We start from the raw sequence: 20,936 nt of genomic DNA on the forward strand, positions 1-20,936 counted from the left end.
CGCCGTCGTGCCTCGACGGCACGACCGGCCGAGGTCAGCGGCGGCTGAGCAGGCGCAGCACGTACCAGAACAGCAGCATCACCGAGGCGAACAGCTGGATCGCCGCACCGACGTAGGCCTCCTGGGGGTAGTGCCGCAGGATGGTCTGGGTCTGGTAGAGGATGGCCCCGCCGGCGAGGGCGATCATCGCGAGGGTGAACCACACGCCGAGCTCGAGGCCGAACAGGACGGCGGCGAGGATGAGCACGAGTGACATCACGCCCGCCCACATGAGCAGGGGCCGCATGAACGACAGGTCTCGACGGGTCACCATGCCGACGACGGTGAGGCCGGCGAAGGCCACGACGGTGATGACCGCGGCGCTGGCCACGGTGGTGGTGCCGCCGCCGCCCTCGTTGAACACGTAGTAGAGGAACGGGGCGAAGATCAGCGCCTCGGCGCCGGCCAGGGCGAACAGCCCGGCGTACTGGCGCCCGGGGTTGGCGAGGTCGTGGGCGGCGGCGGTGGCGAGCCAGTTGACGACCATGAAGCCGCCGAGGAGGAGCAACCAGGCGCCGCCGCTCCCGTAGAACAGGTTGAAGAGGCCTTCCGCCGCGCCCGTGGCGAAGAGCAGGGTCTCGAAGGCCACGAAGGCGACGATCGCGGCGACGAGGTGTTGATACACCTTGACCATGAAGTCGGCGCGCGTCTCCTCGTCGAGGGTGGCGACGGGGACGGCGTAGGGCTGGGCCTGGGACATGGGCTCCTCGTTGACCGGGGTCGGGTTCCGCCCGTTCCCTCCAGGCTACGGCCGGTGCGTGGCCGCCGCTCGGCTCAGGTGGCGCGGACGTCGGCGGCGGCGGCGATCAGCTTCGGGCAGGCGCCGTCCAGGGGGCACCGCGCGCAGTCGGGGTCGCGGGGGCGGCACCACTGGCGTCCGACGTCCCACGCCGGAAGGTCGAGCGCGCCGGGGCGCTCGGGGTGGGCGACGCGGGCCTGCTCGACGATGTGGGTGAGGTCGTCGGCGTCGGCGAGGCCGGCACGGAGGAACACCCGCCGGACGTGCACGTCGTAGGCCACGTCACTGCCGGTCACCTCGCGCAGCGGAACGCCGTAGTCGCGCTCGAGGATCTCGGCGGCCATGGCCGCCTTCTTCTGGCCGATCCCGTCGAAGGCCTGGAGGCGCCGGCGCAGCTCGGCAGCGGTGGGCTCGTCGTCCCAGATGGCGGCGGCGTCGCCGCCGTAGGCGTCGAGCACCTGCTGTGCGGCGGAGACGACCCACCGTGGCGTGTTGACCACGTAGCGGTGGATGCACGGTGGCTGAGCGATGGCGGCCTCCACCGCCTCGGGGTCGGCGACCATGCGCGCCGGGTCGAGGTGGCCGAGTCGCTGGCGCAGCAGCCACGGCGACGACCACGCCCGCTCGGCGGTGATGCCCTGGCAGAGCACGACGGCCACGAGGAAGGCGAAGGGATCGGACCGCAGGAACGCGTCGGCCTCGGGGTCGGGGGCGGCATTGGCGGGCGGCTGTGCGGCCAACACCGCGCCGTGAGCGAGCAGCGCGGCGACGACGGAAGCGACCTCGGTGGCGGCCGACGGGACGCCGCTCACGGTTGCCCCGATCGTGCCGTCCGGGCGGGACCGGCGTCCCCGCAGGTCTCCCATGGGCGGAGCGTACCCACGGGTCTGGCGACGGCCCCGTGCCGGGACGTGTGGACGCGAAGATGGGGGGATGCGGGTGGGGATCGCCGATCACCTGGGTTGGGCCGTGGTGGTGACGGCGTCGGCCGACCACGCCGTCGTCGACCGGCGGCGCATCGAGCTGGTAGAGCCCGGGACGCCGGTCATGCCCGTCCATCACGACGGCCAGGCCCTCGACGACGACGGCATGGCCGCTCTCATCGCCTCGGTGCGGGCATCCGCCGAGCACGCCACCGCGAGGGCGCTCGACGAGCTCGAGCGCTCGCTGCCGGCGCCGGTGGCCTCGATGGCGCTACGGCACTCACCCGACGAGTTCCCCACCGACGTGGCGACCCTGCGGGTGCCCCCGTGGGACGCCCGGGCCGACGCGGTCATGTACCGCGAGGTGCTGGCCGAGGCGGCCATCCGGCGCGGGTGGGCCATCCACCGCTACGACGCCAAGACCGCCGAGTCGCAGGCGGCCGCGCTCCTCGGGGACCGGGCCGATGACGTGCTGCGCGGGCCGCGGGCGCGGCTGGGGCCGCCCTGGGCCAAGGACCACCGAGTGGCGCTGGCCGCGACGATCGTCGCCGGCTGAGGGGCCCGGGCCGGGCGCGGCTTGAATGGCGGCCGTGGCCGAGCTCCTGCACGAGGTCGTCGCCGAGGCGGCGGTGGGCGACCCGGGCCGGGTCGCGGTCGTGGCGCCGGACGGCACCGCCACGTTCGCCGAGCTCGACCGCACGGTGGCGGCGCTCGCCGTCTGGGTCGCGGGCCGGACGGCGCCGGGCGACCGGGTGGCGGTCGTCGCCGAGAACTCGCTGGCCTACGTCGCCTGCTACCACGCCGTGCCGCGGGCCGGTCGGGTGCTCACCCTCGTGAACCAGCGCCTCAGCGCGGGCGACCAGCGGGTGCAGCTCGACCTGGCCGAGCCGAGCCTCGTCGTCGGCGACGCCGTGTTCCTCGACGCGCTGGTGGCCGACGGTCTCGATCTCCCGATCGTCACCTTCGGCTCATCCGAATGGGCGGCGGCGACCTCGGGTGACCGGCGCGTCGCCGACGACCGTCCCGCCGTCGGTCTCGTCCGCTCGGGGCCCGACGACCCGGCGTGGCTGCTGTTCACCAGCGGGTCGACCGGTGCGCCGAAGGGCGTCGTGCACACCCACCGGTCGCTGCTCGCGGCCGCCCGGGGCACCGTCGAGGGGCGGGGTGTGGCCGGGGCCGGCGTGTACCTGCTGCCGTTCCCGATGTGCCACGTGGCGGGATACAACCTGCTGGTCCAGCACCTCGTCGGCTCGACCGTGGTGCTCACGGCCCACTTCCGCCCGGACGAGTTCGTGGCCCTCGTCGAGGCCCACGGCGTGGCCACCTGCTCGCTGGCCCCGACCATGCTCCACGCCCTGGTCGCCCACCTCGACGAGTCGGGGATCCGACCCGGGGCCCCGACCCCGATGCCGACCCTTCGGGGCATCGCCTACGGCGCGGCGGCCATGTCCCCCGACCTGCTGCGCCGCGCCGCCCAGCGGCTCGACGTCGGCTTCGACCAGGGCTACGGGATGACCGAGGCGGGCGGCAACGTCACCTTCCTCGGCCCCGACGAGCACCGCCGTGGGCTGGCCGACGAGCCCGCGCTCCTCGCCACCGCGGGCCGGCCCCACTCGGGCGTCGAGGTGGCCATCGCCGACGACGACGGTGCGTTGCTCCCGGTCGCCCAGACCGGCGAGATCGTCCTGCGGGGTGATCCGGTCACCCCGGGTTACTGGCGGGACGCCGTCGCCACGGCCGCCTCCCGCACCCCCGACGGCTGGTTCCGCACCGGCGACATCGGCCGCCTCGAGGCCGACGGCCGCCTCTCGGTGGTCGACCGCAAGAAGGACGTGATCATCACCGGCGGCGAGAACGTCTCCTCCCGGGAGGTCGAGGACGTGCTCTCCACCCACCCGGGTGTCGACCAGGTCGCCGTCGTGGGCGTGCCCGACGAGTACTGGGGTGAGGCCATCTGCGCGGTCGTGGTGGCGGCCCCCGGTGCCGCCCCGTCTGCCGACGAGCTCGCCGACCACGTCCGAGCGCACAGCTCCCCCCTGAAGCGCCCCCGCCACGTCCTGTTCGTCGACGCCCTGCCCACCACCACGAACGGCAAGGTGGCGAAGGACGCGGTCCGGCGCCTCGCCGGCGCCGCGACGGAGGACGCGCCGGAGCGGTGACGGTGGCGACGGGCACGAGGTGGAGGTCACGACGTCCGGATTCCGGACGCTGTCGCCTCCACCTCGGGGCCGATCGGGGTGCCGTGGACCGGGGGTGCCGGCCAGGACGTAGCGTCGCGGTCATGGCATCGCACCCGAAGCGCACGGTCGCCCTGCTCGTCGGCGGCGTCGCCGGCCTGACCCTCGTCCTCGCCGCGTGTGGCAGCGACGGTGGGGACGACGCCACCACGACCACGACGGCCGAGGTGACCACGACCACTGCGGCGCCCACCACCTCGACCACCACGGCGCCGCCGACCACCGCGGCGCCCGCCACGTCGACCACGACGGCCGGCGGCCTGCCCACCGATCCGGACGCCTACGCCACCGCCTTCGTGCAGGCGTGGGAGGTGGGGGACCAGGCGACCGCCCTCGAGCTGGGCACGCAGAGCGCGGTCGACTCGATCTTCGCCTTCGAGAGCGGTGGCGCCGGTTCGTGGTCGCTGGAGAACTGCGAGGGCGCGGCGGGCTCGTCGTTCTGCACCTTCACCGCCGGCGGCGACCCGACCGTGGTGGTCCAGGTGGGCAACGACGCGGCGTCGCAGGGCCAGCCGCAGGCGGTCACCTCCGTCCAGGTCTCGGGCTGAGCGCCGGCCCGCTGCGGCTGACCCAGATCTGACGCAACTGTTAGTTTCGGTCCATGGACCTCGACGGCATCCACGTCGAGGCGCACGGACCGGAGACGGGCACGCCCCTGGTGCTGGTGCACGGGGCGCCTGACCGATCGAGCAGCTTCCGGCCGTTGCTCACCGAGCTCGCCGACCGGCGGGTCGTCGTCTACGACCGCCGCGGCTACGGCCGCTCGCTCGGGGCCGAGCCGCCGACGGCCATGGTCGACCACGCCCACGACCTGCTCGGGGTCATCGAGCAGGCGGGGGCGCCGGCGGTGGTCGTGGCCCACAGCTTCGGGTCCAACCCCGCCATGTTGGCCGCCACCCTGCGCCCGGAGGCCTTCGCCGCCCTCGGGATGTGGGAGCCGCCGCTCGTCTGGATCGACGAGTGGCCGCAGTTCACCAAGGACTACAACGCCCGTGTCGCGGCCTCCGATGATCCGGGCGCGACCGTCGAGCACTTCTACCGACGGGTGCTGGGCGATGCGGTCTGGGAAGGCCAGAGCGATTCGGGCCGGGCCCGGCGTCTGGCCGAGGGCGTGGCCTTCCAGGTGGACATGGCCTCCGAGCTGACCGCGCCCTTCGCCTTCGAGGACGTCGGCGTGCCCGCCCTCGTCGGCTACGGCAGCGAGACCGGCGCGTTCCACGACGGCGGCGCCGTCTGGCTCGCGGAGACGCTGCCCGACGCCCGCCTGCACGTGATCGAGGGTGCCGCCCACTTCGCCCCCCGCAGCCACCCGGTGGAGTACGCCGCCTTCGCGCGGGCGACCGCCGCGCTGGCCGAGCGGTGACCGCATGACCGACGCTTGGGATCCGAGGGCCGGGCCCCGCCCTCCCTCGGGACCGCACCGGCCCTTGTCGGGCACACCGGCGCAGGTGCCCGGCTCGACGCGGCGGACGACCACGACGGACACGCTGCGTCCGGACGGCCCGGCGGGACTGGCCACCGAGGTCGTGCTCCGGGGGCGAGACCGGCGCCTGGGTGAAGACGGCGAGGTCGACGAGGAGCACTCGGTGTCGCTGCGGCTCACGCTCGACCCGATGACCGCCGAGATCACGAGCATCGACGGAGATACGGACGACGTCGTCGGCCTCGAGGGCCTGGTCGGGGTGAGCGTGCGGGGCGGGTTCGGTCGGGTGGTCGCGACCGTGCTGGGCGATGAGCTCGCGTTCCGGTCCCTGCGGGCGTCGATGCTGGAGGACCTGCCCGGCGCCGTCCTCGTGTCCGGCTACGCGCCGCTGCGGGCCGGCGCCCTCCGCGTGACGGCCGGTGGCGGCGGCGACATGGCCTCCCACCAGGGAGACATCTGCATCGGCTGGGCCGCGGGCGGCGAGATGCACACGGTGCTGGCGGATCACGACCACGTGGCCGTGCCGCTCGGACCCGCCGCCCCCGACCTCGCCGGCGACGGCGACTGGCATGACGATCCGCCGCTGGCGCTGGGCACGGTCCGCCGGCGCCGCCGCCTCGACGTCGGCCCCGCGCCCGACGGCACGCCCGGCCTCGTCACCGACAGCCACCTGCGCGACACCTACCGGTCGGTGGACGGTGACGAGGTCGAGGAGATGGTCCTCCACGAGTACGTCGTGCGCTCCCTGCTCGGTGCGGACGGCCGGTTCGAGGCGGTCGAGGTCGACCCCCGCACGCTCCCGTGGCGGGAGTGTGCCGGCGGCGCGAGCTCGGCGCAGGCCCTCGTCGGGGCCTCGCTCGACGAGGTCGCCACCCAGGCCCGCACCGAGCTGGTCGGCCCGACGACCTGCACCCACCTCACCAGCACGCTCCGCGCCCTCGCCGACGTGCAGGCCCTCGCCCCCACCTGACGCCGCCACCCAGAACGGGCGGTCCCGGCCTCGGCGGGCCGGTCAGCGGGCGGGGCGGTGGGCCACCACGGCCAGAGCCGGGCGCTTGGGGCCCTCGTGGGTGGACACGTCCACGTCGGCGAGGCCGGCGTCCCAGCACATGCCGGCGAAGGTGTCGGCCTGCGCCTCGGCCCACCCGTGGCTCCCGTGACCGCCCGCGCCAGGGTCGGCCTGGTGCTCGAGGGCCACGAACCGCCCGCCGGGCCGCAGCACCCGGGCCACCTCGGCCACGCCGGCGCGCACGTCGGGCCAGTGGTGCACGGTCGACAGGGCCCACACGACGTCGGCCGAGGCGTCGGGGAGGGGCAACGCCTCCGCCGATCCGACCTGCCAGGTGATCCCGGTGCGCGACCGGGTGGTCCAACGGGCGACGTCAAGCATCACCGTGGCGGGATCGACCCCGACCACCGTGGCGCCTTGCGCCGCGGCGAGGCGGACGGCGGTGCCCGGCCCGCAGCCGACGTCGACGACGTGGTCTCCGGGTCGAAGCCTGGCGAGGTCGACGGCGAGCTCGGCGTCCCCGCGGCGCCCGACGGTCATGGACAGCGCGGCGACGAGGCCGCCGACGCCGGCGAAGCCCGGGTGGTGGCCATGGTGGTTGGGGGGCAGATCGGCGGCGGCCGGGGCGTCGGCGGCGTCGGAGGGGTGGTGTGCCATCGGGGTCCTCTCGTCGGGGCCTCGGAACGAGGCCGATACGAGGACCTTGACACTTGAACCCGACTTCAAGTCAACTGCCGACATGGTGCGCGACGACGAGGCCCTCCTGACCATCGGCGAGGTGGCCGCCCGGGCTGGCGTGGCCACCTCGGCCGTCCGGTACTACGAGCGCCGTGGCCTGCTCGAGGCCGACGAGCGCCGGTCGGGCCAGCGCCGCTTCCGCGAGCCGACGCTGCGCCGCCTCGTGTTCATCGGCATGCTGCAGGACGCCGGCCTGTCCCTCGACGACATCGAGGTGATCCTCGGCGCGTCGACGGTGGACGAGTGGAAGGCGGTCGCCCGGGAGCGCCTGGCCGCCCTGGACGCGGAGATCGAACGGCTCCAGCGGGCGCGGGCCTACCTCGACGGCGCTCTGTTGTGCCGGTTCGACCACCCCGCCACGGAGTGCTGGGTGATGGGTGCCGAGATCGACCGCCGCCTGGAGGCGGCGCCAGTGGGCTGACCGGGTGACGGCGTTCCTCACCGAGGCGCTGGACGCCGGCGGGCGGGCTCAGCGGGTGATGAACGAGAGCTTGCCGCTTGTCTCGAGGACGGCGAGCCGCACGTCGTCGATGTCTTCGATGCCGTTTTGGCGAGCGGCCTCGAGCACCTCGGCCCACGGGATGAGCTCGAGGGCCAAGGTGGCCTCCACGGGCTGGCCGTCCTCGATGAGGACCACCGGCACGCCCTCGACCACGCGTCGAGCGCGGTCCGAGCGCCACGTCAACCATTCGAGCACGGACACCCAGAACGCGAAGGTGGCGATGGCGAGTGCCGAGCCCGTCACCGAGTAGTCCTCCTGGGTCACGCCCTGCTGGACCAGGTCGCCGATGACCACGAGCATGAGCATCTGGAGCGGGCTCATGTCACCGAGGGAGCGCTTGCGCAGCACCCGCAGGAGGATGAGGACGAAGAAGAAGACCAGGGTGGCGCGACCGACGATCTGCATCAGCGCAGCACCCTCGTGTGGAAGTGCACGGAGGCGACGGCCCGTCCGCCTTCGACGACCGCGACGGTGCCGTCCCGCCCTTGTTGCTGTGACGGTTGGATGCGGCCGTCGTAGACGATCCGGAGCACATCGCCGGGCGGTGGGTCGAACTGGAGCACCAGCCGTTCGCCGTCCGCCCAGCCACCCGCCGGCGGAGGGTTCCACCCGTTCTCGTCCCACATCTCGATCCACGCCCACGACACCGCCACCCGGACCGGGCCGTCGAAGCCGCCGGACCGTTCGATGCGCAGGTCGAACGGGGCGGCCAGGGCCGGGCGGGTGACGGCGGGGTAACGCACGGTGAGCTCGTACCCGCCGCCGGCCGACGTGCTCGTTCGGGTCGAGGTCCCGGTCACCTCGGTCCAGCCCAGACGATCGGTGACGGCGCTGAGGACCAGCGCCACCATGAGCAGCCATCCGCAGGCGTAGGTGATCCGACGGTGGCGGCGCCGGCGGGGCCCATCCTCGCGGTCGAAGTGGGTGACGGCCGCCAGCGGGTCCCGTTCGTGTCCGGGGGCTGCTCGTGCAGAACCGCGACCGGTGATCACGATCCTGCTCCTACCCCCGCGATGGCCCCGTCAGGTCGCGACCGGGGTGAGGTGCTGGGTCAGACCACGCCGTAGGCGACCATGGCGTCGGCCACCTTGACGAAGCCGGCGATGTTGGCGCCTTTGACGTAGTCGGTGAAGTCGCCCTCGGAGCCGTAGCGGACGCACTCCGCGTGGATGCCGCGCATGATCTCGCGCAGCCGGGTGTCGACCTCCTCGCGGGTCCACGAGATGCGCAGCGAGTTCTGGCTCTGTTCGAGGCCCGACACCGCGACGCCGCCGGCGTTGGATGCCTTGGCCGGGCCGTGCAGCAGCTTGGCCTCCCGGAACACGTGGATGGCGTCGATCGAGGTGGGCATGTTGGCGCCCTCGGCCACGAGCATCGTGCCGTTCTTCACGAGGGCGGCGGCGTCGTCCCCGTCGAGCTCGTTCTGGGTGGCGCACGGGAACGCGAGGTCGCAGGGCACGTGCCAGGGGCGCTGACCCGGGAAGAACGAGCAGCCGAAGTGGTCGGCGTACTCCTGGAGGCGACCCCTGCGCTTCTCCTTGAGGTCCTTGAGCCAGGCCAGCTTCTCCTCGTCGATCCCGTCGGGGTCGTGGACGAAGCCGCCCGAGTCCGACGCGGTCACCACCTTGGCGCCGAGGTGGTTCAGCTTCTCCATCGTGTAGAGCGCGACGTTGCCGGACCCCGACACGACCGCGGTCTTGCCCTCGATGCCCTCGCCGCGGGTGGCGAGCATGTCCTCGCTGAAGTACACGACGCCGTAGCCCGTGGCCTCGGTGCGCACGAGGCTGCCGCCGAAGGCCAGGCCCTTGCCGGTGAGGATACCGGTGAAGCGGTTGGCGAGGCGCTTGTACTGCCCGAACAGGTAGCTGATCTCGCGGGCGCCCACGCCGATGTCGCCGGCGGGCACGTCGGTGTCCTCGCCGATGTGGCGGTGCAGCTCGATCATGAGCGACTGGCAGAAGCGCATGACCTCGTTGTCGCTCTTGCCCTTGGGGTTGAAGTTGGAGCCACCCTTGCCCCCGCCCATGGGCAGGCCGGTGAGGCTGTTCTTCAGGATCTGCTCGAAGGCGAGGAACTTCAACACGCTGAGGGTGACGCTCTTGTCGAAGCGCATCCCGCCCTTGTACGGGCCGATCGAGTTGTTGAACTGCACCCGCCAGGCCCGGTTGACGCGCACGTTGTTGTCGTCGTCCTCCCACGACACCCGGAAGATGACCACCCGGTCCGGCTCGGTCATGCGCTCGAGGATCTGGGCCTTGCGGTAGTGCGGATGCTCGAGGGTGAAGGGGATGAGCGTCTCCGCCACCTCGAGCACGGCCTGCTGGAACTCGGGTTCCCCCGGGTTGCGCTTGACCAGCCCGGCCATGAAGTGGTCGAGCTCCGCCTGGGCCTCGCTGCTCAGCGTCCGTTGCACTTGGTGCACCCCCCGGTTCGTGACTGCGGCGACGCTACCGCTGCCCCTGCGCCCGTGCGCTGAGAACCTTCGGGAGGCCTCGGATCCTCAGCAACTTCTCAGGTTCCGCCCAGGTGACTCCCCGGTGCGGCGGTGACGATGCGGACATGGACGAACTCGATGTCACCACCTCATCTGCTCTGCCCGCCGGGTCCCGTGACGGTGCTCAGGACGCCCACGACCTCGGCCTGCGGTACGACCTCACCGTCCTCGCCGCCCGCCGCGCCGAGGTCATGGCCGCCCGTCTGTCCGATGCGCCCCGGCTCCTGCACCGGCGAGGTGCGCTGAAGCTGCTCGGCGGCGCCGGGCTGGGGCTCGTCCTCGCCGCCTGCGGCTCGTCCTCGTCGTCCTCCTCGGCATCCTCGACGTCGGCGGCGGCCGGCGGATCGACCACCTCGTCCGCCCTCGGCGCCGCCAGCACGACCGCAGGTGGCTCGTCCTCGGCGGCCGGCACGGTCACCGACGCCGTACCGGAGGAGACCGCGGGCCCATACCCGGCGGACGGCACCAACGGCCCCGACGTGCTCACCGAGAGCGGCATCGTCCGCGAGGACATCACCACCAGCTTCGGCGACTACTCCGGCACCGCCGAGGGCCTCCCGCTCGGTGTCGACCTGACCGTGGTGCACGCCGGCGACGGCTCGCCCTTTCCCGGCGCCGCCCTCTACCTCTGGCACGCCGACCGCGACGGCCGGTACTCGCTCTACACCGCCACCGACCAGAACTACCTCCGAGGGGTCCAGGTGGCGGGCGACGACGGCACGCTCTCGTTCACCACCATCTTCCCGGGCTGCTACGACGGCCGCTGGCCCCACATGCACTTCGAGGTGTACCCGAGCGTCGGCGACATCACCTCGAACGGCAACCGCCTGGTCACCTCGCAGTTGGCCCTTCCCGAGGACATCTCGAGCGAGGTGTACGGCAGCGCCGACGGGTACGAGAGCAGCGTCTCGAACCTGTCGAGGACGTCCCTGGCCACCGACATGGTGTTCTCCGACGGCGCCGACCTTCAGACCCCCACGGTCACGGGCACGCCCGCCGCCGGCGACCTGCGCATCGCCCTCACCGTCGCGGTGAACGCCTGACCGGCGTCGTTCCGACGCGCCCCTTCCCCGCGGCCCGTCGATCCGAGATGATGGCCCCATGCTCGTGACCCTTCCTGACCTGCCCGACGGCGTCATCGGCTTCGAGGTCGTCGGTGAGATCCACAGCGACGACTACCGCGACACGCTCATCCCCGCCATCGAGGCGGCGGGCGAGGCGGGTGCCATCCGTCTCGTGTACGTCCTCGGTGACCGCTTCGAGGGCTACAGCGCGGGCGCCTCGTGGCAGGACGCCAAGCTCGGCGTCCACCACCACGGCAAGTGGCGCCGGGCCGCCCTGGTCACCGACATCGACTGGGTGCGCCACCTCACCAGCGTCTTCGGGTGGGCCGTCCCGGGCGAGGTGAAGGTGTTCCCGCTGGCCGAGCAGGCCGACGCCGTCGCCTGGGCGGCCGCCGACTGAGCGTCGGGCTCAGGCGGGGCTGACCTTCGCCCGCACCAGGTCGCGGACGAAGGGGCCGGCGCCGTTGCGGACGCCGAGGTCGACCTTGATGGTCCCCGGGCGGGCACCGGTGGCCGAGCGCTTCACCTTGATCTTCACGGTGACCGACTCGCCGGGCTGGAGCGAGCCGGTCGAGTAGGTGCCGGCGTTGACCGCGGAGGTGATGTTCGTCGTCCCCGCGACGTAGCGGACCGTGTAGCCGGCCCCCGTGGTGGTGGTCCCCTTCAGGCGGAAGCTCGCCGCCGCGCCGCCGTCGTTGGTCACGGTCACAAAGAAGGTGTGGGTGCCGCCCTTCGCCACGGTGACCGACGAGGTCTGCGTCGGCGTGCTGGCGGAGGAGTACACGTCGGTCCCCGCCGGTGTGCTGGTGGCGTCGGGGGCGATGGCCGCGTCCGGGCGCTGGGTGACGGCGTAGGGGCGCTCGACGGTCTGGACGTTGCCGGCACCATCGGTGGCGGTGACCGAGAACGGTCGGCTCGCCCCCAGGGCCGAGGTGTTGACCGTGGCGCCGTCGGCCACGGTGCCCGTGCACGACACGAGACCGGAGCCGCCCGACTCGTCGGTGCAGCCGTAGTCGGCCGTCACCGACTGGCCCTGGACGTACGACGCCCCGGTCGGCGGCGTGGTGATGGTGACCGTGGGCTTCGTCTTGTCCACCACCGTGTAGCGGTGGGTCCGGATCTCCTGGGCGCCGGAGCTGTCCGTGGCCGTCACCGTGAAGCTGCGGGGGCCGAGGGTGCTCGTGTCGATGGCGGCCCCGTCGGCGACGGTGCCGACGCACGACACCTGGTTGGGCATCTGGCAGGAGAAGTCGGCCAGGACCGAGCGGCCGCGCGCGTACTCCGCCTCGTTCCCGGGCGTGACGATGGTGACCGGCTCGGGCGGCACCATGACGTCGAAGGCGTTGATGTCGTACTCGTACACCGACCGCGGCGCGCCCGACACCCCGCGGATGGTGACGTGGTAGGTGGCGGGCTGGGTGTTCGCCGCCGGCACCTCCCAGACGAGGGTGTTGATGCCGTAGCCGTTGGCGGGGGTGTGCTCGACGTCGGTGACGGGGTTGCCGTTGCGGGTCACCGCGACGCTGGCGTTGGCGAAGTTGGCGCCGTCGATCCCGAACGAGAAGCGGTCGAAGACGAGGTCGTCGGGGACGAAGCCCGGGGGCGGCCACGCCACGAACCCGTCGCGGGGCCGGGGGACCGGGTCGAAGATGTGACCGTCCATCACATAGAGCGCGGCGGCGGTGCGGAAGGGCTGGTTGGCGGGGCCTCGGATCGAGCCGATGCCCATGCTGCGGGTCGGGGGGTGGAGGACCCAGCGCCGGTGCCCGGCCGGCTCGTTCCCGTTGCCCGGGTCCTCGATCCACCCCGTGATCGCGGCCGCGCCGTAGCGGCTCAGCCACAGGTTGGACTTGTTGGCGGCGGCGCCGCCCTGGGGCGTGTAGCAGGCCCAGGACGAGGGCGGTGTGTGGCTGATGCTCTGGTTGGCGGCCATCATCAGCGACACGCGTTGGGCGCGAGCGTTGAAGTCCGGGTTCAGGGCGATGTCGTCGGGCACGCCCGCCATGGCCCGGAAGTAGTTGACGCGGTCGAGCACCTCCTGGCGGAAGCTCTGCGTGGTGCCCGGGGACGAGCAGCTGGCGGGGTTGGTGGTGACGGGGAGCTGGGCGTCGACGTTGGTGACGTACAGGTCCTGGTAGAGCTGCCACGAGGCGAGACGGGTGCTGGGGGCGAAGCCCGAGCCGCGCCCTTCGGGTGCGGCGGTCTCGGCCCTCGAGGTGGACGCGGCGGCAGGGACGTCGCCGGACTCGGCGACCGGGGCGCCGGTGAGCGGGTCGCCGACCGGGTCGGCGCCGGCACCCGCCGATGCCGACGACAGCGATGCCGCAACCACTCCCGCGCACATGGCCAGCGCGATGGCCTTGTGCCGCCGTGCGCGTCGAGACGCGTTCGTCGTGGTGCCGCCGTCGATCGATCCCAGGGCCATGTCCGTCACCTCTCGCCGCCGCCCCGCTGACCTGCTCTCCGGTCGAACGCTACCGGAGCTCGCTCGTCCGGGGACGGGCCCCGGTCATCTGTCCCTTCTTCCGGCGCCGTCGTCCTGCGAGCACGAGCCCGCCCGGAGGACACGCTGGTGCGGGCGGAAGGGACCAAGCGGGTCAGGAGGGAGGGTCGTCGAGGGGGCGGAGGCGGTGCCCGGGCTCGATGGCCAGCCACCTTGTGATGGCGAGGCGCTCGAGCAGGCCGCGGTCGTGGCTCACCACCACGAGCGCGCCACGGAAGGCACCGAGCGCGTCGACGAGCTGGTCCACGGTCTCGCGATCGAGGTTGTTGGTGGGCTCGTCGAGCACGAGGAGCTGAGGCGGGGGGTCAGCCAGGAGCAGACGGGCCAGGCAGAGTCGGAAGCGCTCGCCTCCGGACAGCTGCCGTGCCGGGAGGCCGAGGGCGTCGCCGCGCAGCAGGAAGCGGGCGAGCTGCGCGCGGAGCTCGACGGTGGGGCGCTGGGGTGCCGCGGTACGCAGGTTCTGGAGCACGGTGGCGTGCTCCTCGAGATCGTCGAGGCGCTGGGCGAGGTGGGCGACCCGGCGGGGGTCGAGGTGGACCGTGGCGGTGACGCCGGCGCGGTCCGCGGCCGGGCCCGCGGGATCGAGGATCGCCTCCACGAGGGTTGTCTTGCCTGCGCCGTTCGGCCCCACCAGCGCCAGTCGCTCGGGCCCGTGGACGAGCAGGGCGGTGTCGCCCTGGCGGATCGACAGCACGCGCTTGGCGGCGGGGACGGCCGTGGCCGGCAGGTCGACCCGGATGGCGGTGTCGTCGCGCACCCGGCCCCGCACCTCGGCCAGTGCTGCGGTGGCCGACTCGACCTTGGCGGCCGCCTCGGTGCGCAGCTTGCCGGCCGACACCTGCGCCTGCGCCTTGCGGGTGTTGGCGAGGATCTTCGGCACGTTCTCGGCCTGGGCGCTTGCGTAGCGGGCCCGTCGGGCCAGCTTCACCTGCGCCTCGGCGTGCTGGCGGCGCTCGGTGTCCAGGCGGCGCTCTGCGGCTCGCTGGGCCCGGGCTGCGGCCTCCTGTTCGGTGGCGAGATGGGCCTCGAACGCGGTGAGGTTCCCGCCGAACGTGGTGACCGACCCCTGGCGGACCTCGGCGGTGGTCTCCATGAGATCCAGGAGCGCATGGTCGTGGCTCACCACGAGCAGCACCCCGGGCCACGCCCGGACGAGATCGTGCAGGCGGGACCGGGCCCCGGCGTCGAGGTTGTTGGTGGGCTCGTCGAGCAGGGTCACGGGGGCCGACCCGAGGCGTAGGCCGGCGAGCGCGGTGAGCACGGCCTCGCCTCCCGAGAGGGTCCCCACGCGACGGTGCAGGCCATCGACGCCGAAGGGGAGCCCGGCGGCGTCGAGCGCGGCGGCGGCCCTCGCCTCGACGTCCCACTGGCCGTCGAGCACCTCGAGGTGCTCGGGCCGGGCCTCGCCGGCGTCGAGGGCGGCGAGCGCGTCGAGGGCGCAGCGCACCCCGAGCAGGTCGGCCACGGTCGCGTCGGTGGCGAGGTTCAGGCGCTGGTCGAGCGTGGCCACCCGTCCGTGGATCCGGACGTGCCCGGCCGTCGGGCGGAGCTCGCCGGCCACGAGGCGCAACAGGGTGGTCTTTCCGGACCCGTTGCGACCGGTGATCCCGGTGCTCCCGGGGCCGAACGCGACGGTCACCCCCTCGAACGTGGGCATGCCGTCGGGCCAGTGGTGGTGCACGTCGTGCAGGCTGATGGCCGGCGCCCCGTCACGGTGGTCGAGCTGGTGCCCGCGGCGCGGGGATGAAGCAGACGGCTGGGCCATGAGGGCTCCCGGGAGGTCGGTGGCGCTGACCTCGGAGCCCCCTGGGGCGATCGACGAGCGTCAGCGCACGGAGGCGGACTGCGGACCGTCGAGCAGCTTCATGTCCGTCACCGTAGGGACCGCTCGCGGCGCCGCCAACCGATTTCCGGTCGCCGGTGCGTGCCGGTTGCTCAGGTGACCGGCGCGCACACCTCGAGCTCCATGCCGTCGACGTCGCGGAAGAACAGCGACCAGGTGTCGCCGCCGAGGTTCTGGATCTCGCCGATGTCGGCGCCGGCCGCCTCGAGGCGTCCCTTGATCTCCTCGAGGGTGGCCAGGTCGTCGACGGCGATGCCGAAGTGGTCGATCGCGCCCCGGCCGCCGATGCGGCGGCGGTCGCCGATGAGGTCCTCCTCGGGGACCTCGAACACGTTCAGGGCGGCGCCGCCCCCGAGATCGACGATGAACATGCGGGGGTGGTCGCCCTCCGCCTCCATGGTGAACGTGACCTCGGCGCCGAACACCTCGCCGTACCAGGCGGCGAAGCGGTCGAGGTCGGTGGTGAGGGTGGCCACGTGGTTGAAGCCGCTGGTGATCGCCATGGCCTGAAGGTACGACGCCGTCCGTTCGCCTGCAGCGGATATCAGTTGCCCTGCCGGTCGGATCCTGCGCATCGTCGACCCTGCACGACACCGACCCCGATCACACGAAGGAGGGGGTGACCATGCCCACCACCATCAACGACAAGCTCGTCTCCTGGGCCAGCGACCTCGACCCCGGCACCGTCCGCCAGGCCGAGAAGACCGCCCGGCTGCCCATCGTCGAGGGCCATGTGGCCCTCATGCCTGACGCTCACGTGGGCCTCGGGGCCACCGTGGGTTCGGTCATCCCGACCCGCGGCGCGGTCATCCCCGCCGCGGTCGGCGTGGACATCGGCTGCGGCATGGTCGCGGCCGAGCTCGACCTGACCGCGGCCGACCTGCCCGACGACCTCGGGCCCCTCCTCGGCCGCATCGCTGACGTGGTCCCCGCCGGCGTCGGCAAGGGCCACGACGACGTCTCGCGCGCCGCCGACAAGTGGCTCAGCGCCCACCGCCCCGCCACCGAGCTCTCCCAGGGCCGGTCGGTGAAGGCGGCCAAGCAGTTCGGCACGCTCGGCTCCGGCAACCACTTCGTCGAGGTCTGCCTCGACGAGCGCGACCGGGTGTGGGTCGTCCTGCACTCGGGCAGCCGGGGCATCGGGAACCAGCTGGCCCAGGCCCACATCAAGACCGCGAAGCGCCTCGCCAAGGACCTCCAGCTGCGGCTCGAGGACCCGGACCTGGCCTACTTCGTCGAGGGCACGCCCGAGTTCGAGGCCTACCTCGCCGACATGCTGTGGGCCCAGGACTACGCCCGCGCCAACCGCGACCAGATGGTCGAGCGGGCGCTGCGTGAGGTGGTGGCCTTCGTCGGTGCGGGCCGCGAGACGTCCCGCATCAACTGCCACCACAACTTCACCCAGCGCGAGGTGCACGACGGCGTCGAGCTGTGGATCACCCGCAAGGGGGCGATCGCCGCCGGCGCCGACGACCTCGGCGTCATCCCGGGCTCGATGGGCACGGGTACCTTCATCGTCCGGGGCAAGGGCAGCGCCGCCAGCTGGCGGTCGTGCTCCCACGGTGCGGGCCGGCGCCACAGCCGCAGCCAGGCCAAGAAGCTGTTCAGCGGCGAGGACCTCGCCGCCCAGATGGCGGGCAAGGTCTGGCTGGCCGACCGGGCCGACGCCCTGGTCGACGAGATCCCGTCGGCCTACAAGGACATCGACCGGGTGATGGCGGACCAGGCCGACCTCGTCGAGGTGCAGCACACCCTGCACCAGGTCCTCAACTACAAGGGCACCTGAGATCGGGCGGCGCTACCGCCGCCACTGCCCGGCCCCGGCCGCAACCCGGCTACACGGGGTACGGGCAGTGGCGGCACCCCTCGCCGCAGCACCGCTCCCGGGCGGCGAGGGTGATGGCGGTCAGCACGAACAGCCCAGAGTCCGGGTCGAAGTAGCCCGGCTCGCCGGCCCGCACGGCGGCGAGGTGCGTCGCCCGCTGGCCATCGGTCAGGCCGTCGTCGTCGGTGTCGGACCCGTGGTCGTCAGCTGCGCGGTGGCCGGCCACCCGTCGACCCTACGGGGCCCTCCGTCTTCCGCCTCGACGCAGACCAGGGCGAGGCGAGGTCGCGCGCAGGAAGCCACGCTCTCCACCAAGGGTCACGGGGTCGTCGAGGAGCCGGGCGGTGACGCGTCCCTCGTGGCTGGCGACGGCGTCCCTCCGCTCACGGCGGCCTGGTCGCCGTCGTCGCCGGTAGGGTCCGCCCCGGCCGCGGCGCACCCGCCGGTGGCCGGGACGAGGGGGACCGAAATGAGCGACTGGGCCGGCAGCGAAGGCGAGCACTGGGCGGCGCACGCCGACCGCTACACCCGGGTGCTGGCCCGGTTCGGGGCGCTGCTGGTCGAGGCCGCCGGCTTCGCGCCGGGGCAGCGGGTCATCGAGATCGGCTGCGGTAACGGCGACACCGCGGTCGCCGCCGGCCGGGCGGTGGGCGAGGAGGGCAGCGTGCTGGGCGTCGACCTCTCGGAGGACATGCTCGGCGTGGCCCGGGCCCGGGTGGCCGCCGCCGGCCTCACCAACACCACCTTCGTGGCCGCCGACGCCACGACCTTCGCTCCCGACCCGGCGGGCTTCGACCTCGCGGTGAGCCGCTTCGGGGTGATGTTCTTCGACGATCCCGTGGCCGCATTCACCAACATCCGCGGTCTGCTCGCCCCGGGCGGCCGCCTCGTGTTCGCTTGCTGGCAGTCGCTGCTGGTCAACGACTGGCTGCTCGTGCCCGCCGCCGCGGTCGCCGAGGTCCTGCCCCTGCCCGTCCCCGCCGATCCGAACGCGCCCGGGCCGTTCGCCTTCGCCGACGCCGAACGGGTGGCGGGGATCCTGAGCGCCGCCGGCTTCGACGGCCCGGCGGTCGAGCCCATCGTCGCCAAGGTATGGGTGGGCGACTCCCCGGAGGAGGCCGCCGACTACCTGCGCACCACCGGCATGGGGCGGGCCATCTTCGCCGAGGCCCCGCCCGAGCTCATCGACGAGGCGCTGGCCCGCGCCGCGGCGGCGGTGGCCCCGCACGCAGGACCGGCCGGCATCGAGCTCGACGGCGCCGCGTGGCTCGTCACCGCCACGACCTGAACGGGAGACTTTCCTCAGCCTCTATTGACTCAACAAGTACTGAGTGAAATGCTGAGGCGATGGAGACAGGCGACGACGCGAACGAGCGGGACCTGCGGGCGGCGCGTCATGCGGCGCTCGGCGATCCTGTCCGCCTCGCCATCGTCGACGAGCTCGTGGTGTCGGACCGGGCGCCGGTCGAGCTGCGCCGCCGCCTCGGGATCGAGTCCAACCTCCTGGCCCACCACCTCGACGTGCTCGAGGGGGTCGGCCTGGTCGAACGCACCCGCTCGAGCGGCGACGGTCGCCGCCGCTACGTCCACCTCCGGCGTGGCGCGCTCCACGGGCTGACGCCCGGCCGTCCGGTGCCGGGCGGTTCCGCGCTGTTCGTGTGCACCGCCAACTCGGCCCGGTCGCCCCTGGCCGCGGCCCTCTGGCGCCACCGCACCGGTCGGCCCGCGGCGTCCGCGGGCACGCACCCGGCCGAGCGGATCCACCCGGGCGCGGTCGCGGCGGCTCGTCGTGCGGGCGTGGACCTCGCCGACGACGCCCCCTCGTCGATCGCGGACGCCGGCCGCCCGCCCGCCATCGTCGTCACCGTGTGCGACCAGGCGCACGAAGAGCTCGACCCCGACCCGTCGTGGCTCCACTGGTCGGTCCCCGACCCCGTGCCCGCCGGTACCGCGGCCGCCTTCGACGCCGCCGTGACGGAGTTGGCCGAGCGCATCGACGCACTCGCCGCCGAGGACACCCCCTGATGGCCGTCCGAAACACCCTCCCCGCCGTGTGCCCCCAGGCCCCGGCCGTTACCTCGGCGCGAAGGCCGTGAGCGTTCACGGTGCAGGGGCCGACGACGTGCGGGACGGGGAGGTGCGGGACGGGGAGGTGCGGGCCGAGGTCCCGACCGACGAGGAGCTCGCCCACGAGGTCGAGTCGGGCACGGGCGCCCTGCGTCTCGACCTCACCCGCCGCCTCGTCGCCGAGGGCCTCGGCACCGGCCTGCTGGTCATGGCCGTGGTCGGCTCGGGCATCGCCGCCAGCCGCCTCTCGGCCGGCGACGTCGGGCTCCAGCTGCTCGAGAACGCGGCCGCCACGGCCGGCGCGTTGATCGGCCTGATCCTCATGTTCGGGGCGGTGTCGGGTGCCCACTTCAACCCGGTGGTCACCATCCTCGACCGCGCCCTCGGGACCACCACGACGAGGGACACCGGCCTCTACGTCGTGGCCCAGGTGATCGGCGGCTGCCTCGGGGCGATGGTGGCCAATGTCATGTTCGAACTGCCTGCGGTCGAGGTGTCGACCCACGACCGGTCGTCGGCGGCCTTGTGGCTGTCCGAGTTGGTGGCCACGGTCACCCTCCTGCTCCTCATCCAGGGGTGCGTGCGCACCGGACGGGCCGCGGTCGTCCCCGTCGCGGTGGGGGCGTGGATCGGCGGGGCCTACTTCTTCACCTCGTCCACCAGCTTCGCCAACCCGGCGGTCACCGTGGCGCGCACATTGAGCGACACCTTCGCCGGCATCGCCCCGTCCTCGGCGCCGATGTTCATCCTCGTGCAGCTCGCCGCCGTGGCCGTGGCCTACCCCCTCGTCCGCCTCTTCTATCCCCACCCTCACGCTCACCCGCACACCGACGCCGAAGCGAACTGAACGGAGCTTCCCGTGGCCGACCTGACCCTCACCGACCTCCCCCTCGACCAGCAGGTGCTTGTGCGCCAGGTCGTCAGCCGCCTCGCCCCCGCCTACGAGGGCACCCTCGGCGCAGAGACCGTCGAGCGGTTCGTGGTCGACTCGCTCGAGCAGCTCCTGCCCAAGGCCACGGTGGCCACCCACCTGCCCGTCCTGGCCGAGAAGTTCGCCAAGGACCGGCTCCGGGCCCTGCTGCGCCTCGAGGAGTCGGCGGGCGATGCCATCCCCGGCGTGCTCTTCCTCTGCGTCCACAACGCCGGCCGGTCCCAGATGGCGGCGGGTTGGCTGCGCCACCTGGCCGGCGACCGGATGGACGTCTGGTCCGGCGGCTCCGAGCCGACGTCCACCATCAACCCCGCTGCGGTCGAGGCCATGGCCGAGGTGGGCATCGACATCGCCCAGGAGTTCCCCAAGCCGTGGACCGACGAGATCGTGCGGGCCGCGGACGTGGTGATCACCATGGGCTGCGGCGACGCCTGCCCGCTCTACCCCGGAAAGCGCTACGAGGACTGGGTCCTGGAGGATCCGGCGGCCATGGACGTCGACAGCGTGCGGGTGGTGCGCGACCAGATCGAGGCCAAGGTGCGGGCGCTCATGACGTCCGTCGGCGTCGACCCCGTCACCTAGCTGGCAGCGACGCCCTG

23 protein-coding genes are annotated in these 20,936 nt (G+C 73.2%); 13 read left to right on the forward strand and 10 right to left on the reverse strand.

The genetic code is table 11. The features are described 5' to 3' along the window. Positions 1–34: 34 nt before the first annotated feature. Together JNK12_16875 and JNK12_16880 are read right to left on the reverse strand one after the other, a co-directional pair. Positions 35–739 (reverse strand): Bax inhibitor-1/YccA family protein, encoded by a 705-nt coding sequence (locus JNK12_16875; protein MBL8777618.1) that lies wholly within the window; start codon positions 737–739, stop codon positions 35–37. 74 nt (positions 740–813) lie between these two features. Continuing rightward, the gene (locus tag JNK12_16880) at positions 814–1,644 is read right to left on the reverse strand and encodes a hypothetical protein (protein ID MBL8777619.1); all 831 of its coding nucleotides are present in this window, start codon (positions 1,642–1,644) and stop codon (positions 814–816) included. A 67-nt stretch (positions 1,645–1,711) separates the two neighbouring features. On the opposite strand from JNK12_16880, the gene JNK12_16885 reads away from it, so the two are divergent. From JNK12_16885 to JNK12_16905, 5 genes are all read left to right on the forward strand, one after another. Beyond that, positions 1,712–2,257, forward strand: a complete 546-nt coding sequence (locus tag JNK12_16885) for a hypothetical protein (protein MBL8777620.1) — start codon at positions 1,712–1,714, stop codon at positions 2,255–2,257. Positions 2,258–2,291: 34 nt separating this feature from the next. Continuing rightward, positions 2,292–3,860, forward strand: a complete 1,569-nt coding sequence (locus tag JNK12_16890; protein MBL8777621.1) for an AMP-binding protein — start codon at positions 2,292–2,294, stop codon at positions 3,858–3,860. Between the two features lie 122 nt (positions 3,861–3,982). Beyond that, positions 3,983–4,486 (forward strand): hypothetical protein, encoded by a 504-nt coding sequence (locus JNK12_16895; GenBank protein MBL8777622.1) that lies wholly within the window; start codon positions 3,983–3,985, stop codon positions 4,484–4,486. A 53-nt stretch (positions 4,487–4,539) separates the two neighbouring features. Next, a complete protein-coding gene (locus tag JNK12_16900) occupies positions 4,540–5,301 on the forward strand; it encodes an alpha/beta fold hydrolase (protein MBL8777623.1) in 762 nt (253 codons plus the stop codon). A gap of 85 nt (positions 5,302–5,386) precedes the next feature. Next, on the forward strand, positions 5,387–6,331 hold the full coding sequence (locus JNK12_16905; GenBank protein ID MBL8777624.1) for a DUF2889 domain-containing protein: 945 nt from the start codon (positions 5,387–5,389) through the stop codon (positions 6,329–6,331). Between the two features lie 42 nt (positions 6,332–6,373). On the opposite strand, the gene JNK12_16910 is transcribed toward JNK12_16905, so the two are convergent. After that, positions 6,374–7,027 (reverse strand): methyltransferase domain-containing protein, encoded by a 654-nt coding sequence (locus JNK12_16910; protein MBL8777625.1) that lies wholly within the window; start codon positions 7,025–7,027, stop codon positions 6,374–6,376. A gap of 46 nt (positions 7,028–7,073) precedes the next feature. Between JNK12_16910 and JNK12_16915 the strand changes: the two genes are divergently transcribed. After that, positions 7,074–7,529 (forward strand): MerR family transcriptional regulator, encoded by a 456-nt coding sequence (locus tag JNK12_16915; GenBank protein ID MBL8777626.1) that lies wholly within the window; start codon positions 7,074–7,076, stop codon positions 7,527–7,529. A gap of 48 nt (positions 7,530–7,577) precedes the next feature. Here the strand turns inward: JNK12_16915 and JNK12_16920 are convergent, their stop codons facing one another. The 3 genes from JNK12_16920 to gdhA are packed head-to-tail and all read right to left on the reverse strand — an operon-like array spanning position 7,578 to position 9,975. Further along, a complete protein-coding gene (locus JNK12_16920; protein MBL8777627.1) occupies positions 7,578–8,015 on the reverse strand; it encodes a DUF421 domain-containing protein in 438 nt (145 codons plus the stop codon). Further along, positions 8,015–8,602: a hypothetical protein gene (locus JNK12_16925; protein ID MBL8777628.1), complete on the reverse strand. Its 588-nt coding sequence runs from the start codon at positions 8,600–8,602 to the stop codon at positions 8,015–8,017. The genes JNK12_16920 and JNK12_16925 overlap by 1 nt, the downstream gene beginning before the upstream one ends. 59 nt (positions 8,603–8,661) lie before the next feature. Continuing rightward, the gene (gene gdhA, locus JNK12_16930; protein MBL8777629.1) at positions 8,662–9,975 is read right to left on the reverse strand and encodes an NADP-specific glutamate dehydrogenase; all 1,314 of its coding nucleotides are present in this window, start codon (positions 9,973–9,975) and stop codon (positions 8,662–8,664) included. 194 nt (positions 9,976–10,169) lie between these two features. On the opposite strand from gdhA, the gene JNK12_16935 reads away from it, so the two are divergent. After that, a complete protein-coding gene (locus JNK12_16935; protein MBL8777630.1) occupies positions 10,170–11,147 on the forward strand; it encodes a hypothetical protein in 978 nt (325 codons plus the stop codon). 58 nt (positions 11,148–11,205) lie between these two features. Then, positions 11,206–11,568 carry an STAS/SEC14 domain-containing protein gene (locus tag JNK12_16940; protein MBL8777631.1) on the forward strand — a complete coding sequence of 121 codons (363 nt, stop codon included), beginning with the start codon at positions 11,206–11,208 and terminating at the stop codon, positions 11,566–11,568. Between the two features lie 9 nt (positions 11,569–11,577). Here the strand turns inward: JNK12_16940 and JNK12_16945 are convergent, their stop codons facing one another. The 3 genes from JNK12_16945 to JNK12_16955 form a co-directional block, all read right to left on the reverse strand. After that, positions 11,578–13,593: a CAP domain-containing protein gene (locus JNK12_16945; GenBank protein ID MBL8777632.1), complete on the reverse strand. Its 2,016-nt coding sequence runs from the start codon at positions 13,591–13,593 to the stop codon at positions 11,578–11,580. A 172-nt stretch (positions 13,594–13,765) separates the two neighbouring features. Continuing rightward, entirely contained in the window at positions 13,766–15,436 is a 1,671-nt protein-coding gene (locus JNK12_16950; protein MBL8777633.1) for an ABC-F family ATP-binding cassette domain-containing protein, read from the reverse strand. A gap of 170 nt (positions 15,437–15,606) precedes the next feature. Then, positions 15,607–16,017 (reverse strand): VOC family protein, encoded by a 411-nt coding sequence (locus JNK12_16955; GenBank protein MBL8777634.1) that lies wholly within the window; start codon positions 16,015–16,017, stop codon positions 15,607–15,609. 122 nt (positions 16,018–16,139) lie between these two features. Here JNK12_16955 and JNK12_16960 point away from each other — a divergent pair, with 122 nt between their 5' ends. Continuing rightward, complete coding sequence (locus tag JNK12_16960; protein ID MBL8777635.1) at positions 16,140–17,300, forward strand: RtcB family protein; 1,161 nt, start codon at positions 16,140–16,142, stop codon at positions 17,298–17,300. Between the two features lie 49 nt (positions 17,301–17,349). Here the strand turns inward: JNK12_16960 and JNK12_16965 are convergent, their stop codons facing one another. Then, positions 17,350–17,565 carry a hypothetical protein gene (locus JNK12_16965; protein ID MBL8777636.1) on the reverse strand — a complete coding sequence of 72 codons (216 nt, stop codon included), beginning with the start codon at positions 17,563–17,565 and terminating at the stop codon, positions 17,350–17,352. A 243-nt stretch (positions 17,566–17,808) separates the two neighbouring features. Here JNK12_16965 and JNK12_16970 point away from each other — a divergent pair, with 243 nt between their 5' ends. The 4 genes from JNK12_16970 to JNK12_16985 all read left to right on the forward strand — a co-directional run bounded on the left by JNK12_16970 (position 17,809) and on the right by JNK12_16985 (position 20,919). Beyond that, positions 17,809–18,627, forward strand: a complete 819-nt coding sequence (locus JNK12_16970) for a class I SAM-dependent methyltransferase (GenBank protein ID MBL8777637.1) — start codon at positions 17,809–17,811, stop codon at positions 18,625–18,627. 59 nt (positions 18,628–18,686) lie between these two features. Beyond that, the gene (locus JNK12_16975) at positions 18,687–19,364 is read left to right on the forward strand and encodes a helix-turn-helix domain-containing protein (GenBank protein MBL8777638.1); all 678 of its coding nucleotides are present in this window, start codon (positions 18,687–18,689) and stop codon (positions 19,362–19,364) included. Positions 19,365–19,461: 97 nt separating this feature from the next. Beyond that, positions 19,462–20,253 (forward strand): aquaporin, encoded by a 792-nt coding sequence (locus JNK12_16980; GenBank protein MBL8777639.1) that lies wholly within the window; start codon positions 19,462–19,464, stop codon positions 20,251–20,253. A gap of 309 nt (positions 20,254–20,562) precedes the next feature. Continuing rightward, positions 20,563–20,919, forward strand: a complete 357-nt coding sequence (locus JNK12_16985) for an arsenate reductase ArsC (GenBank protein MBL8777640.1) — start codon at positions 20,563–20,565, stop codon at positions 20,917–20,919. Positions 20,920–20,936 lie beyond the last annotated feature (17 nt).

The organism is Acidimicrobiales bacterium (assembly GCA_016794585.1).
In the GTDB taxonomy this organism is placed as follows: domain Bacteria; phylum Actinomycetota; class Acidimicrobiia; order Acidimicrobiales; family DATDAH01; genus JAEUJM01.